The sequence below is a fragment of the Rhizobium sp. PEPV16 genome, assembly GCF_008919455.1.
GTDB classification, from domain to species: Bacteria; Pseudomonadota; Alphaproteobacteria; order Rhizobiales; family Rhizobiaceae; genus Rhizobium; species Rhizobium leguminosarum_Q.
Window position 1 is genome coordinate 52,815 of sequence record NZ_VSZV01000338.1, and the last position, 14,112, is coordinate 66,926.

Sequence of the window (14,112 nt, forward strand, 5' to 3'; positions counted from 1 at the left end):
TTCGGATATCGTAAGTTGGAACGGGTAAGATGGCTCAGACCACGGCTCTGGAATTTCAGCGTAAATTCGGCGAATTCCAGCATCAGGCGCAACGTGAACCTGTCGAGATCACCCGGCATGGCCGTCGTGAATTCATCCTCATGTCCGCGGAACACTATGATTGGCTGAAGGCCGCCGCGCAACGGACGCACAAAACCGCCGATGCCCTTTCTGTCGTCATCGATGCCATTGAGCGCGCAGAGATGGATCCTGTCCACGCTCCTCTCGATGAATTGCTGAAATAACATCGCATGGCGTCGCTTCCCGAACCGAGGTCGGGCTTGGTCGTGCGCTACGATTACCTCTGGTCGCGCGAAGCATTGGCGGGTCGCGACCAGGGCAAGGACAGACCAGCCTGTCTCGTCGCGGCAAGCGATAGCCTCGCCAATCCCCGCTACGTCGTTCTGTTGCCGATCACGCACACCCCGCCTTCAGGCGAAACGGTCGGAATCGAAATCCCGCCGAAGGTGAAGCAGGCAATCGGTCTGGATGATGAGCCGAGTTGGGTTATCATCTCGGAATACAATATCGATGAATGGCCGAATGGCGGACTTTCGCCAGTGCCCGGCAGCGGAGGAATACTCGCTTATGGCTTCATTCCGCCTGGACTTTTTGCAACGATCAAGGCGAGGTTTCTTGATCTCGCCAAAGCCAGGAAAAGTGATCCCGTTCGCCGCTAAAGCGTGCCGCACCCTTCGTATTCGCTCCTCGCGCTTTAGGTCTTTGTTTTTATGCATGTCGTTACCGCAAAACCGCAGCACACTTTGTGCGACCTGCTCCAGGTTAAGTTCAGCGATATGATTTTCACATTTATTTTCAAAAACATGAAGCCGGAAAGTGAATCACTTTCCGGCTTCCTCGTTTCTTGAATCACTTTATCAGCGGACGACGCCAAACGGCTGGTTACGCCGCATCCTCTATCTCGGTTTCGGCCTTGCGCGGCACATAGTTCAACACCGGTCCGAGCCAGCGCTCGACCTCGGAAACCTGCATGCCCTTGCGGGCCGCATAGTCTTCCACCTGATCGCGCTCCACCTTGGCGACACCGAAATAATAGGAGTCGGGGTGGCCGATATAGAGGCCCGAGACCGAGGAACCGGGCCACATCGCATAGCTCTCCGTCAGCTTCACGCCGGCCGCTTTTTCAGCATCGAGCAGCTTGAAGAGTGTTGCCTTTTCGGTGTGGTCGGGCTGGGCGGGATAACCGGGCGCCGGGCGAATGCCGGCATAGGCTTCGGTGATGAGGTCCTCTTTGCTGAGCGTCTCGTCCTTGGCATAGCCCCAGTATTCGCGGCGCACCTGCTCATGCATACGCTCGGCAAAAGCTTCGGCGAAGCGGTCGGCCAGCGCCTTGACGAGGATTGAGGAATAATCGTCGTTCGCCCGCTCGAAACGCTCGGCGATGGCGATTTCCTCGATGCCGGCCGTCACCACGAAGCCGCCGACATAATCCTCAACGCCGCTTGAAACCGGCGCCACGAAATCGGAAAGTGCCACGTTCGGCCGCCCGTCCCGCTTCGAAAGCTGCTGACGCAACGTGTAGAAAGTAGCCAGTTCTTGGCTGCGGCCCTCGTCCGTGAACAGCCGGATATCGTCGCCGACCGCGCCGGCCGGCCAGAAGCCGATGACGGCGCGCGGGCGGAACCACTTCTCGTCGATGATCTTCGTCAGCATCGCCTGCGCATCGGCCCAGAGCGCGCGCGCCGCCTCGCCCTGCTTCTCGTCTTCGAGAATGGCAGGATAACGGCCGCGCAATTCCCAGGTCTGGAAGAACGGCGTCCAGTCGATATATTTGGCAAGCTCGGCCAGATCGTAATCCTCGAACACCCGCGTGCCGAAGAATTGCGGCTTCTTCGGCTGGTAGGCAGACCAGTCGACCTTGTGGGCATTCTCGCGGGCTCGCGGCAACGGCAGCCGCACCTTCTCTGCCTCGCTACGCGCATGGGCAGCCGCCACCTTGGCATATTCGGCGCGGATATCGTCGACATAGCCCTGGCGGCTATCCGGCGACAGCAGAGCCGAGACAACGCCGACGGCGCGGCTCGCATCGGTCACGTAAACCGTCTGCCCCTTGTTGTAGCCGGGATGGATCTTCACGGCCGTATGCACGCGGCTGGTCGTCGCCCCGCCGATCAATAGCGGGATCTCGAAGCCCTGCCGCTCCATCTCGGCAGCAACATGCACCATCTCGTCGAGCGACGGCGTGATCAGGCCGGAGAGGCCGATGACGTCGACCTTCTCGGCAATGGCCGTCTCGAGAATCTTCGTCGCCGGCACCATGACGCCGAGGTCGACGATCTCGTAATTGTTGCAGGCAAGCACGACGCCGACGATGTTCTTGCCGATATCGTGCACGTCGCCCTTGACCGTCGCCATCAGGATCTTGCCGGCCGACCGTCGCTGGTCGCCGCCGTTGAGGCGCTTTTCCTCTTCCATATAGGGCAGCAACACGGCCACCGCCTGCTTCATCACCCGCGCCGACTTCACCACCTGCGGCAGGAACATCTTGCCCGAGCCGAAGAGATCGCCGACGACGTTCATGCCGGCCATCAGCGGCCCTTCGATGACGTGCAGCGGCCGAGCTGCCTGCAGGCGCGCCTCCTCGGTATCGGTCTCGATATATTCGGTGATGCCGTTGACCAGCGCATGCTCGAGACGCTTCTCGACGCTCCATTCGCGCCAGGAAAGATCCTGGACGCGGCCTTCGCGTGCCGCGCCGCCACGGAATTTCTCCGCCACTTCGAGCAGCCGCTCGGTACCATCAGGACGACGGTTCAGCACCACGTCCTCGCAGGCCTCGCGCAGCTCGGGATCGATATTGTCGTAGACGGCAAGCTGGCCGGCATTGACGATGCCCATGTCCATGCCCGCCTGGATGGCGTGATAGAGGAACACGGCATGCATCGCCTCGCGCACCGGCTCATTGCCGCGGAACGAGAAGGACAGGTTCGACACACCGCCCGAAATATGCACCAGCGGCATGCGCTCGCGGATCGTCCGCGTCGCCTCGATGAAATCGACGCCGTAATTATTGTGCTCTTCGATGCCGGTCGCGACCGCGAAGATGTTCGGGTCGAAGATGATATCCTCGGGCGGGTAGCCGATCTTCTCGGTCAGCAGCTTGTAGGCACGAGTGCAGATATCCACCTTGCGCTCGTAGCTGTCCGCCTGCCCCGTCTCGTCGAAGGCCATGACGACGACGGCGGCACCATAATTGTGCAGCAGCCGCGCCTGGGCGAGGAAATTCTCCTCGCCTTCCTTCAGCGAGATCGAGTTGACGATCGGCTTGCCCTGGACGCGCTTCAGGCCGGATTCGATGATCGAGAACTTCGACGAGTCGATCATGACAGGCACGCGGGCGATGTCAGGCTCGGCGGCGATGAGGTTGAGGAACTCGACCATCGCCTTTTCGGAATCGATCAGGCCTTCGTCCATGTTGATGTCAATCACCTGCGCGCCGTTCTCGACCTGGTCGCGGGCGACATCGAGCGCTGCGGTGAAATCGGCGTTGGTGATCAGTTTGCGGAAGCGGGCCGAGCCGGTGACGTTGGTGCGCTCGCCGACATTGACGAAGGGAATGTCCTTGGTCAGTTCGAAGGGTTCGAGACCCGACAGCGACATGAAGGGGCGATGCTCGGGAATCGGCCGTGGCTTGTACTTGGCAACGGTCTCGGCGATCGCCTTGATATGCTCGGGCGTCGACCCGCAGCAGCCGCCGACGATATTGACGAGGCCCTCGCGGGCGAAGCCGTCGATCTGCGCCGCCATCAGCTCCGGCGTTTCGTCATACTGGCCGAACTCGTTCGGCAGGCCGGCATTCGGATAGGCGCAGATGAAGGTGTCGGCAACACCCGACAGCTCCTGCAGGGGCGGGCGCATCGCATTGGCCCCGAGCGCGCAGTTGAGCCCGATCGTGAAGGGATTGGCATGGCGCACCGAGTTCCAGAAGGCCGACGGCGTCTGGCCGGACAGCGTGCGGCCTGAAAGATCGGTGATCGTGCCGGAGATCATCACCGGCAGGCGCACGCCCTTGGCCTCGAAGCGCTCCTCGCAGGCGAAGATCGCAGCCTTGGCGTTCAGCGTGTCGAAGATCGTCTCGATGAGGATGATGTCGGCGCCACCGTCGATCAGCCCGTCGATCTGCTCGCCATAAGCGGTGCGCAGATCGTCGAAGGTGACGGCGCGGAAACCCGGATTGTTGACGTCGGGCGAGATCGAGGCAGTGCGGTTGGTCGGCCCGATGGCGCCGGCGACGAAGCGGCGGCGGCCGTCCTCGCGCTCGGCGCGCTGTGCCGCCCGGCGCACGATTTCGGCGCCTTCCTTGTTGAGGTCATAGACCGCACCTTCCATCTCGTAATCGGCCTGCGCGATGCGGGTCGAGGAGAAGGTATTGGTCTCTAGAATATCGGCGCCGGCCTTGGCGTATCTGTAATGGATCTCTTCGATCGCGTCCGGCTGGGTCAGGATCAGAAGGTCGTTATTGCCCTTCTGGTGACAGGCGCAGCCGAAGAAGCGCGTCCCGCGGAACTGGTCTTCATCATAGCCAAGCCCCTGGATCTGCGTGCCCATGGCGCCGTCCAGAACAAGGATGCGTTCGCTCGCGGCTTGTCTCAAAGCTGCGAAAACTTCACTGCCGTCACGTTTGCCCGTTTCCGGACCAAAGAGATTGTCAAACACGGGAGGGCTCCTTGACGTCGTAAGACCAGACTTCCAAATCACATAAAGATATCTTTATGTCAATATATGCCTGTCGATTTCGTGCTTTGCAAATCTCGCCGGATGACAGACTCGCACGACGCCTATATAGGCGTTTACCACGCTTTGTGCACGAAATCGGAGGAGCATCATGGCACCCGCAACAGGCAACGCCGTGCTTGGAAACTGGACGACCCGCACCTATCACTGCAGCTGGCTGCTGACCCAGGCGAACGGTCTCTTCGATTTCTTCCAGCACAATTCGGTCAACCCCAAGGGCGGCTTCTACGATCTCGACGACGAAGGCAGGCCTCTCGATGCCGAGAGCCAGGTTCGCGGCATCCATATTGCGGCGCGCGCCGTGCATTGCTTCTCGATCGGTGCTCTGCTCGGCCGCCCATGTGCAGCCGATGTCGTCGGCCACGGCATGGACTATATCTGGAACCACCACCGCGACCGGAAAAATGGCGGCTATTTCTGGTCGCTCAACAATGACGGTCCGGTCGATTCCAACAAGCAGGGCTATGGCCATGCTTTCGTGCTGCTCGCCGCCTCAGCGGCAAAGACGATCGGCCATCCGCTTGCCGACGGCATGCTCGCCGATATCACCGAGATCCTCAACACAAAATTCTGGGAAGCGAAGCACGGCGCGATCGCCGAGGAATTCACCGCCGACTGGCAGCCGCTCGACGGCGGTGCCTATCGCGGCCAGAACTCCAACATGCACCTGACCGAAGCGCTGATGGCGGCCTTCGAAGCCACCGGCGACAGGGAATACCTGACCAAGGCAGAAAGCATCGCCGATCTCGTTATCCGCCGTTTGGCCGGTTCGGTCGACTGGCGCGTCGCCGAGCATTTCGACGCCGAATGGAACCTCGACAAGACTTACTATCATCCGAACGAAATGTTCCGCCCGGCCGGCACAACGCCCGGCCACTGGCTGGAATGGGCCCGCCTCATCCTGCAGCTCTGGGCGCTCGGCGGCAAACGGATCGAATGGATGCCGGATGCGGCGAAGGCCCTCTTTGCGCAATCCATGGCGCTCGGCTGGGACAACGACAAGGGCGGCTTCTTCTATACGCTCGATTGGGACGACAAGCCCGCCAAGCGCAACAAGCTCTGGTGGCCAGCCTGCGAAGGTGCGGCTGCCGCACATTTCCTCAACGAGCACCTGCCGAGCGATTTCCATGAAGAGAGTTACCGCAAGATCTGGAACGTGATCGAGCGCGCCTTCATCGACCACAAGAACGGCGGCTGGCATGAGGAGCTGACGGAGGATCTCGTTCCCTCTCACTCTCTCTTCCCCGGTAAGGGCGATATCTACCACGCGCTGCAGGCCTGTCTCATCCCGCTTTTCCCGGCGACGGGCAGCCTGACGAAGGGCATCACTGAGGCTGGCGGCAAGCTCTGAGGCGAACGGCCTCACCGGCAAGAGACGTCATTCTCAGCCTTGTGCCGAGGATCTACGGATAGCGCGGCAGATGCTCGGCACAAGGCTGAGCGAAAAGCATTGTCAGCGCTCCTGCGCCAGATCCAGACGAATATAATGTTGCAAACGAATATTGTGCTGGCGGTTCACGGCCTCGATCATCCGCTCCACGTCGTCGATCGGCGAATGCAATATCTCCGACAAGAGCGCACGAAAATCGGCTTGCGATATCTCCACGGCCATGCCGGTGATCGTGCGCTGAAGCTTGGTGTGAAGAACCCAATGCAGGACCGCCCGGCGATAGGCGTCATCGAGCAGCACAGCCAGATCGCCGGCCTCGATCTGATATTCGAACGACAGGCTGACATGGCCGGAATCGACGGGAAGCGAATAGATCAGCCTTCCATCGATATCATCGACATGCGGCTCGTAGCCATCACCCATGCGGCGCTTGCCGGAAATTGCAGCCATCTCAGGCGAGCCGCAGCGTATCCAGATCCTTGGCGAGCATCAGCGCCAGCGCCTCGACCGCGAGATTGTGGTCGTCACGCTGCGGCAGTCCCGAGACGGTGACGGCGCCGATACAGCCGGTACCCTTGACGTTGATCGGGAAACTGCCGCCATGCGGCGCATAGTCGGCGCCGCAAAGTCCGTTATCCTCGACCGTCTTACCGTCCTTCTGCAGCTTCAGGCCGGAGGCATAGCTGCTGCGGAAATAACGCAGCACCATGTTGCGCTTGCGCCGGACCCAATTGACGTTATCAGGCGTCACACCTGGAAGTGCCGCATAGAAAACGGGCATCGAATGCAGGGTCACGTCGATCGCAATGCCGAGGCCGCGCTCGGTGGCGAGTTCCTGCAGGAGTTTGCCGAGCTGCCATGCCGTCGTCAGGTCGAAGGCGTCGAAGCTCAGCACTTTCTCCTGCTCCACGATCCGGCTGAGATCGTCCTCGATTGTCATGATGAGCGTTCCTCTTGCGCGATGATCCGTGCAGACCATTCTCGCGGAGAGCAAAAAAGTAAAGCAAAAACTTGGGCCTACCCCTGAAGCAACTCCAGCAAAACTGCGCGGCGGTCTTGCGTCCGGAATTGCGCGAAGACAATGAGATAGAGCATTTTCGTCACTCGAAGAAAACGGAAATGCTCTTCGTCAGAGCTTCGGCGTCAGCATCTCGAAACGGTCACAGGACCGGCGAGAAACCGCTCATCGCCCCGATGAAGGGTTTCGGCAGTGGCGAGGCGTAGGAGCCGCGCTTGCTGGTGGAAAGTCCGAGCGACACCAGCGTTTCGGCCTGCTTGACGGCGGCCGCGACGCCATCGACGACCGGCACGCCGTAGATTTCCTGCAGTTCTCGCGCCAGATCGGTCATGCCGGCACAGCCGAGCACGATCGCCTCGGCGCCGTCTTCCAAAAGCGCCCGCTCGATCTCGGCTCTGAGCTTGCCGATCGCGCCCGAGCCTGCATCTTCCAGCTCCAGCACCGGGATGTCGGAAGCGCGCACCTTGGCACGGTCGCCCATGCCGTAGCGGCGCACCAGATTGTCGATCAGCACCCGCGAGCGCTCCAGCGTCGTCACCACGGTGAAGCGCTGCGCCAGGAAGCCCGCCGTCACCACGGCGGATTCGCAAAGCCCGAGGATCGGCACATCGGCAAAGGTCCGCGCCGCTTCGAGCCCGGTATCGTCGAAACAGGCGATAACAGCCGCGTCATAGCCCGCCGTCTGCCGCTCCTTGAGTTCGGCGAGCAGGCCGGGGATCGCTAAGGCCCCGTCGTAGTGTCCCTCGATGGAAACCGGCCCCATGCGCGAAGTGGCCGCGATGATCTCCGTGCCGGATGCCGCCACAGCACGCGCGGCGGTGGCGGCCTTCTCGGTCATGGAGGCCGTGGTGTTCGGATTGACGATGAGGATGCGCATGTCAGTTTATCTTTGCCTGCCGCCGGCTGAGCATCGTCATGATGCCGAGCGCGAGGAGAATGATGGTGAAGGAAAACAGCGTCGTCACCGTGCCGAGCGCATAAAGCACCGGCGTCGTGACGTTGGTGGTCATGCCGTAGATTTCGAGCGGCAGCGTGTTGTAGGTGCCTGATGTCATCAGCGTGCGGGCGAATTCGTCATAGGAAAGTGTGAAACCGAACAGGCCGACGCCGACGAGGCTCGGCGCGATCATCGGCAGCACGACATGGCGGAACGTCTGCCAGGAGCTGGCGCCAAGGTCGCGCGCCGCCTCTTCATAGGCCGGCGAAAAGCGGTTGAAGACGGCAAACATGATCAGCACGCCGAAGGGCAGCGTCCAGGTCAGATGGGCACCGAAGGCCGACGAATACCAGGCGGGTTTCAGCCCTCCCTCCTGAAAGACGACACCGATGCCGAGCGAGATGATGATCGACGGCACGACGAGACTTGCGACCGTGGCATAGAACAGCGCCGTCGAACCGCGAAAACGGCGGCGGAAAGCAAGGCCGGCGAGCAGAGAGACGACGACAGTCACCGCCATCACCATCAGTCCGAGGGTGAAGGAGCGGCGGAACGAGGCGCCGAAATCGCCGACCGCCTGCTTCTCGAATAGGTTGAAGAACCAGTGCGTGGAAACACCGTTCATCGGGAAGGTCAGGCCGCCGTCCGGCCCCTGGAAGGAGAGGATCAGGATCGCCGATAGCGGCCCGTAGAGGAACAGCACGAAGATGATGAAGAAGAGCGCCAGCAGGTAGAATTCCAGGCCGCGTTTTTCGTGGCTCATCTCAAAGCTCCTTGCGGATGTCGACGACGCGCAGGATGGCCGCGACCATCAACAGCACGACTGCGAGCAGCACCACGGCATTGGCGGCAGCGGCCGGATATTGCAGCAGCGACATCTGGTTCTTCATCATCAGCGCCACCGAGGCGCTCTGGCCGCCGGACATCACCTGCACCGTCGAAAAGTCAGCCATGACGAGCGTGACGACGAAGATCGTGCCGATCGCCATGCCGGGTTTGGCGAGCGGGATGACGACATTCCACAGCACCTGCCAGCCCGACGCGCCGGCATCGCGCGCCGCCTCGAACAGCGACCGGTCGATGCGCATCAGCGTGTTGAAGATCGGCGTCACCATGAACAGCGTATAGAGATGCACCATGGCGAGCACGACGGCGAAATCGGAATAGAGCAGCCATTCGATCGGCTGCGGGATGATGCCCATCTTGATCAGCGTCGAATTGACGAGGCCGTTGCGCCCGAGCACCGGGATCCACGAGATCATGCGGATGATGTTCGACGTCATGAACGGCACGGTGCAGACAAGGAAGAGGATCATCTGCGTCGATGTCTTGCGGATGTGGAAGGCCAGGAAATAGGCGACCCAGAAACCGATGACGAGCGTCAGCGCCCAGACGATCGCGGTGAATTTCAGCGTGTTGAGATAGATCTTCCACGTCACCCACGAACCGAGCGTGTCGGTGTAGTTCATCGTCAGGAAATCGGGATAGAGACCGGCAAAGTCGTAGTCCCAGAAGCTGACGACCGCGATCATCGCGATCGGCAGCAGGAAGAACAAGCCAAGAATGACGAACAGCGGCGTCGCCTGGAGATAGGATATCGCAGATGGGGAAAGCCTCAGTCCGCGCCCGCCGCGCGCGCCCTGGCCATCCTCCTCCGTTTCCGCTGCGATGGTCGCCATCCCTTACCCTTTCGTTCGTCGAAGTAATGAAAGGAGGGATCATCAAAGACCCCTCCCCAACCCTCCCCACAAGGGGGAGGGAGAGTTTTGCCGCACCCTCGCCGGGCTCCCTCCCCCTTGTGGGGAGGGTTGGGGAGGGGAAGGCGATAAACGCCTACTTGGCCTTAGGCCGCGATGAACTCGTTCCAGCGGCGGACCATGTAGCGGTCTTCGTCCATCACCGAGTTCCAGCAGGCGACCGCACCCATGCGGGCTTCGAAGGAGCCGCCGTCGCGAACGGCGCCGGCCTTCTCCATGACCTTGCCCTCAGGCGACATGATGTCGCCGGTTGCAGCCTTGCCCTCGATCCAGTAGCCCCACTCGTCCGCCGTCATAAAGTTCTTGGCGGTGTCCATGCAGGCGGAATAGTAACCCTGGCGGTTGAGATAGCCACCGACCCAGCCCGATGTGTACCAGTTGATGTATTCATAGGCGGCGTCGAGCTGCGCGCCCTTGAGGTGCGAAGCAAGGCCGAGACCGCCGCCCCAGGCGCGATAGCCTTCCTTGAGCGGCTGATACTTGCAGGCGATGCCCTTGGAGCGGACGGCGGCAACGGCCGGCGACCACATGGACTGGATGACGACTTCGCCCGACGCCATCAGGTTCACCGACTCGTCGAAGCTCTTCCAGAAGGCGCGGAACTGGCCGTCGCCCTTGGCCTTGATCAGGAATTCGATCGTCTTGTCGATCTCTTCCTTGGTCATGTTGCCCTTGTCGGCATATTTGATGTTGCCCATGGCTTCCATGATCATCGCGGCATCCATGATGCCGATCGACGGAATGTTGAGGATCGAGGTCTTGCCCTTGAACTTCGGATCCATGATGTCGGCCCAGCTGGTGATGTCGCGGCCCACGAGATCGGGGCGAATACCGAGCGTGTCGGCATTGTAGATGGTCGGAACCATCGTCATCCACTGCGTCGCCTCCTTGGCGAACGTCTTGGAATCCTGCGCTTCGACGAAGCCGACCGTGTGCGGCGCCGTGCCTTGGGCGATGACGCTGTCTGCCTTCAGCTTGCCGTTGATGAACAGCGGCACGATCTTGTCGTAATATTTCAGCTTCTTGACGTCCATCGGCTGCATGACGCCGGTCGGGAACACCTTCTTGGCGATCCAGTATTCGATGTCGGCGATGTCGTAGCTGTCGGGCTGGGTGACGGCGCGCTGGGCGGCGGCGTCGGAATCGGTCGCCGTCATCTCCAGCGTGATGCCGAGATCGGCCTTGCACTTCTCAGCGATGGCATTGATGTTCGAAACGCCGGTGCCGAACTGGCGAAGCGTGATGTTCGTCTGCGCCCAGATGGTGGGAAAGCCGGTGATGGCGCCGGAGCCGGCGATGGCGCCGACGGCGGCAGCACCCGTCTTCAGCAGCGCGCGGCGGGAAAGCCCCTTCTCCGCCTTGGTCGATGTCGTTTCAGTCGTCATGTCAGTTCCCCTTTTCTTGGATATGGAAGGTTCAGTGTTCTTGATGGTGATGGCTCATGCGGAAGAGCGGCCGAGAAGCACGGCATCCTCGAGCGCCCAGCTGAGCGAGACGGTGTCGCCGACGGCGACCGGTCGGGCGAAATATTCGCCGTCGTCGGCAATGACGGTGAAGTCGTCGCTGCCGGCGCCGATAACGGTGATCTTCACGGAAGAGCCGCGATATTCGATGTTGGAGACGATGCCGTCGAAGCCGAGCGTCCATTCGGTCGCCACCTGCAGGCGCACGCGGTCGGTGCGGATACCGATATCGACGGGCTCTCCGACTTCCCTGCCCGTCCCGCGCACGGAAAAGCTCTGGCCTTCCGGCACGGTCATGACGAGCACGCCGTTCTCGCTCGAGGTCACCCGGCCGGACAGCACGTTGTGGTCGCCCATGAACCGCGCGACGAAGGCCGTCGCCGGCCGCTCGAAGACCTCGCGCGGGGCTGCCGCCTGCTCGATCCGGCCGTCATTCATGATGACGATAACGTCGGCGAGCGCCATTGCCTCTTCCTGGCTGTGGGTGACGTGCACGAAGGTGATGCCGAGCGACTTCTGGAGTTTCTTGAGTTCGGCACGCATGCGGATCTTCAGGAACGGATCGAGCGCCGACAGCGGCTCGTCGAGCAGCAGCGCTTCCGGATCGGTGATCAACGCGCGCGCTAGCGCCACGCGCTGTTGCTGGCCGCCGGAAAGCTGGGCCGGACGCCTGGTGGCATAGGCCTCCATCTGCATCAGCTTCAGCATCTCGAGCGCTTTGGCCCGCCGCTCTTGCTTGTCGACGCCCTTCATCTTCAGGCTGAAGGCGACATTGTCGATCAGGTCGAGATGCGGGAAAAGCGCGTAGGACTGGAACATCATCGCCGTGCCACGCCTGGCCGGCGGAAAATCGGTGACGACGGCATTGCCGAGCCTGATGTCGCCTGACGATATGCTCTCGTGGCCGGCGATCATACGCAGCGTGGAAGTCTTGCCGCAGCCCGACGGGCCGAGGAAGCAGCAATAGGAGCCGGCTGGAATTTTCAGGCTGATCGCATGGACCGCAGTCGTCGCGCCATAGACCTTCGAAACGGATATTATATCGATCTCTGCCGCTTTCGACATCATGCCTTCCCCTGTTTGGAAAAGACGATGCATCTGCCGTGCCAGACTCCGTTGCTTGCAGGAAGCCATTGTGAAATAAGGATTTTATCAAAACCGCAATTGAGAGAGCAAATTAGAGGCGCAACGCTATCTGCACATGATTTAGGCTATCGTGCGCAATTTGTGCAAAACATCGTATACAATCTTGCCACCATTTCGGGCACAAATTTTGTTTAACTTTTGCCGCGGAGCCGGGTATGGTTTGCCGACCATCAGGAAATAAATTTCATGAAATCCGTCGCCAAGGCTCAGCAGGCCGAAGACTCCGCCGAAACAGGCGCGCAACAGATCCGCGATGCCATTCGCGAAGCGATCGTCGAGCGCAGGCTCTCGCCCGGCACCAAGCTTTCGGAAAGCGATGTCGGCAATCTCTTCAACGTTAGCCGCACGCTTGCCCGCGCCGCCCTGCAGGCGCTGTCCTATGAGGGTCTTGTCAGCGTCGAGAAGAACCGCGGCGCCTTCGTCGCCTACCCCTCGCCTGATGAGGCTCGCCAGATCTTTTCCGCCCGCCGCTTGGTCGAACCAGGCATTTTGCGCGAGGCAGCGGCGCGGATCACGCCTGATGACATTACCCATCTGCGACAGCTTCTGCTGGAAGAAGGCCGCCTGATGAGCGAGCGTGGCCAGACGGCGCGCCGCGCCGAAATCAAGGCATCGGGCGATTTTCATTTGATGCTGGCGGCCATATCGGGAAACTCAATCATGCAGCGTTTCATGGAAGAGCTTGTCGCCCGCTCGTCTCTGGTAATTGCGCTCTACGGGCAGTCGACCGCATCGAGCTGCGGCCATTCCGAACATGGTGACATCATCTCGGCGATCGAAGCCGACGAACTCGACCGCGCCTGCCAGCTGATGCTGGATCACATCGCCCATATCGAGGCAGATCTCGACCTGCGCGAACGCAAGAGCCTGGGCCTCAAGGAAGCCTTCGAACTCTGAACATGCAAAAGACGCGGGACGCGGATGCTTCACCGTGCCCGCTTCAAACGAACTCTCGAAACGCTACCAAGGCGTCTTCTTCGGCAACATCTCAAAGGCAGCGAAGATATCCTCGGCGCTCATCGGCTCGCTCGAGCGCAGCTTAACGATTCCGTCGCGTCCGATCAGGATCAGCCCGAACTCGCCGGACGGCGGTCCCTGCAGCCGATCGCGAATATCGTCGGCATCGAGTTCCCAGTCATCGTCGAACAGCGCAAACGCGCCGCCGCCGGCGATGCTGAACACCTCGACGTCTTCCTCGATCAAGCGCATATGCGCCTTGCGCAGCCATTCGTCCTGGATGAGCGCGCGGTCATCTTGCGCATCGGCAAAGATGATCAGCACCCGTTTCCTGTCGCGAAACTGCTCGAGCGATTGCGGAAGCTCAGGCTCACGCCTGGGTGTACCGATGATTTCATGAACAATAGATTTTAGCATGGTGCTTCATTCCTCGCCCGTCACCACTGCATAATTCTTAAATCGGGATCGATTTAACGATAGATTATGCAGCAATTCGAAGTGCTACAGCGCCCTTTGCGACTCTCGAAAAGGGCGCTGTAGTGGCGGGCTGTGCCTGCCGAATTAAACGGCTGGGAATAAGCGAGGTTCCGCCCAAAAGCGGAAAAGGATCGCAGCCATGGCCGCGATCCTCACTTTGTCAGTCGCGGCCC

The 14,112-nt window shown here is 60.8% G+C and carries 13 protein-coding genes; 4 read left to right on the forward strand and 9 right to left on the reverse strand.

Annotated features, from left to right (window positions below; all coding sequences use genetic code 11):
- Positions 1-29 precede the first annotated feature (29 nt).
- Positions 30-284: a type II toxin-antitoxin system prevent-host-death family antitoxin gene (locus FY112_RS25500; protein ID WP_017961356.1), complete on the forward strand. Its 255-nt coding sequence runs from the start codon at positions 30-32 to the stop codon at positions 282-284.
- A gap of 6 nt (positions 285-290) precedes the next feature.
- Entirely contained in the window at positions 291-719 is a 429-nt protein-coding gene (locus FY112_RS25505) for a hypothetical protein (RefSeq protein ID WP_094088711.1), read from the forward strand.
- 223 nt (positions 720-942) lie between these two features.
- Here the strand turns inward: FY112_RS25505 and metH are convergent, their stop codons facing one another.
- Positions 943-4,716, reverse strand: coding sequence for a methionine synthase (metH, locus tag FY112_RS25510; RefSeq protein WP_151519557.1), 3,774 nt, complete (start codon positions 4,714-4,716; stop codon positions 943-945).
- Between the two features lie 169 nt (positions 4,717-4,885).
- On the opposite strand from metH, the gene FY112_RS25515 reads away from it, so the two are divergent.
- Positions 4,886-6,145, forward strand: coding sequence for an AGE family epimerase/isomerase (locus tag FY112_RS25515; RefSeq protein WP_151519558.1), 1,260 nt, complete (start codon positions 4,886-4,888; stop codon positions 6,143-6,145).
- Between the two features lie 102 nt (positions 6,146-6,247).
- Here FY112_RS25515 and FY112_RS25520 read toward each other — a convergent pair whose 3' ends face one another.
- From FY112_RS25520 to FY112_RS25550, 7 genes are all read right to left on the reverse strand, one after another.
- Positions 6,248-6,634: a hypothetical protein gene (locus FY112_RS25520; protein ID WP_151519559.1), complete on the reverse strand. Its 387-nt coding sequence runs from the start codon at positions 6,632-6,634 to the stop codon at positions 6,248-6,250.
- A gap of 1 nt (position 6,635) precedes the next feature.
- Positions 6,636-7,124 carry a heme-degrading domain-containing protein gene (locus tag FY112_RS25525; protein WP_151519560.1) on the reverse strand — a complete coding sequence of 163 codons (489 nt, stop codon included), beginning with the start codon at positions 7,122-7,124 and terminating at the stop codon, positions 6,636-6,638.
- A gap of 220 nt (positions 7,125-7,344) precedes the next feature.
- Entirely contained in the window at positions 7,345-8,079 is a 735-nt protein-coding gene (locus FY112_RS25530) for an aspartate/glutamate racemase family protein (RefSeq protein ID WP_151519561.1), read from the reverse strand.
- Between the two features lies 1 nt (position 8,080).
- Positions 8,081-8,902: an ABC transporter permease gene (locus FY112_RS25535; RefSeq protein WP_151519562.1), complete on the reverse strand. Its 822-nt coding sequence runs from the start codon at positions 8,900-8,902 to the stop codon at positions 8,081-8,083.
- A gap of 1 nt (position 8,903) precedes the next feature.
- The gene (locus tag FY112_RS25540) at positions 8,904-9,818 is read right to left on the reverse strand and encodes an ABC transporter permease (protein WP_017961366.1); all 915 of its coding nucleotides are present in this window, start codon (positions 9,816-9,818) and stop codon (positions 8,904-8,906) included.
- Positions 9,819-9,982: 164 nt separating this feature from the next.
- Positions 9,983-11,281, reverse strand: coding sequence for a PotD/PotF family extracellular solute-binding protein (locus FY112_RS25545; RefSeq protein ID WP_094088718.1), 1,299 nt, complete (start codon positions 11,279-11,281; stop codon positions 9,983-9,985).
- A gap of 54 nt (positions 11,282-11,335) precedes the next feature.
- Positions 11,336-12,424: an ABC transporter ATP-binding protein gene (locus FY112_RS25550; RefSeq protein ID WP_151519565.1), complete on the reverse strand. Its 1,089-nt coding sequence runs from the start codon at positions 12,422-12,424 to the stop codon at positions 11,336-11,338.
- A 267-nt stretch (positions 12,425-12,691) separates the two neighbouring features.
- Between FY112_RS25550 and FY112_RS25555 the strand changes: the two genes are divergently transcribed.
- On the forward strand, positions 12,692-13,402 hold the full coding sequence (locus FY112_RS25555; RefSeq protein ID WP_151519563.1) for a GntR family transcriptional regulator: 711 nt from the start codon (positions 12,692-12,694) through the stop codon (positions 13,400-13,402).
- A 63-nt stretch (positions 13,403-13,465) separates the two neighbouring features.
- Here the strand turns inward: FY112_RS25555 and FY112_RS25560 are convergent, their stop codons facing one another.
- Positions 13,466-13,879, reverse strand: coding sequence for a DUF4174 domain-containing protein (locus FY112_RS25560; RefSeq protein WP_017961370.1), 414 nt, complete (start codon positions 13,877-13,879; stop codon positions 13,466-13,468).
- Positions 13,880-14,112: the final 233 nt, after the last annotated feature.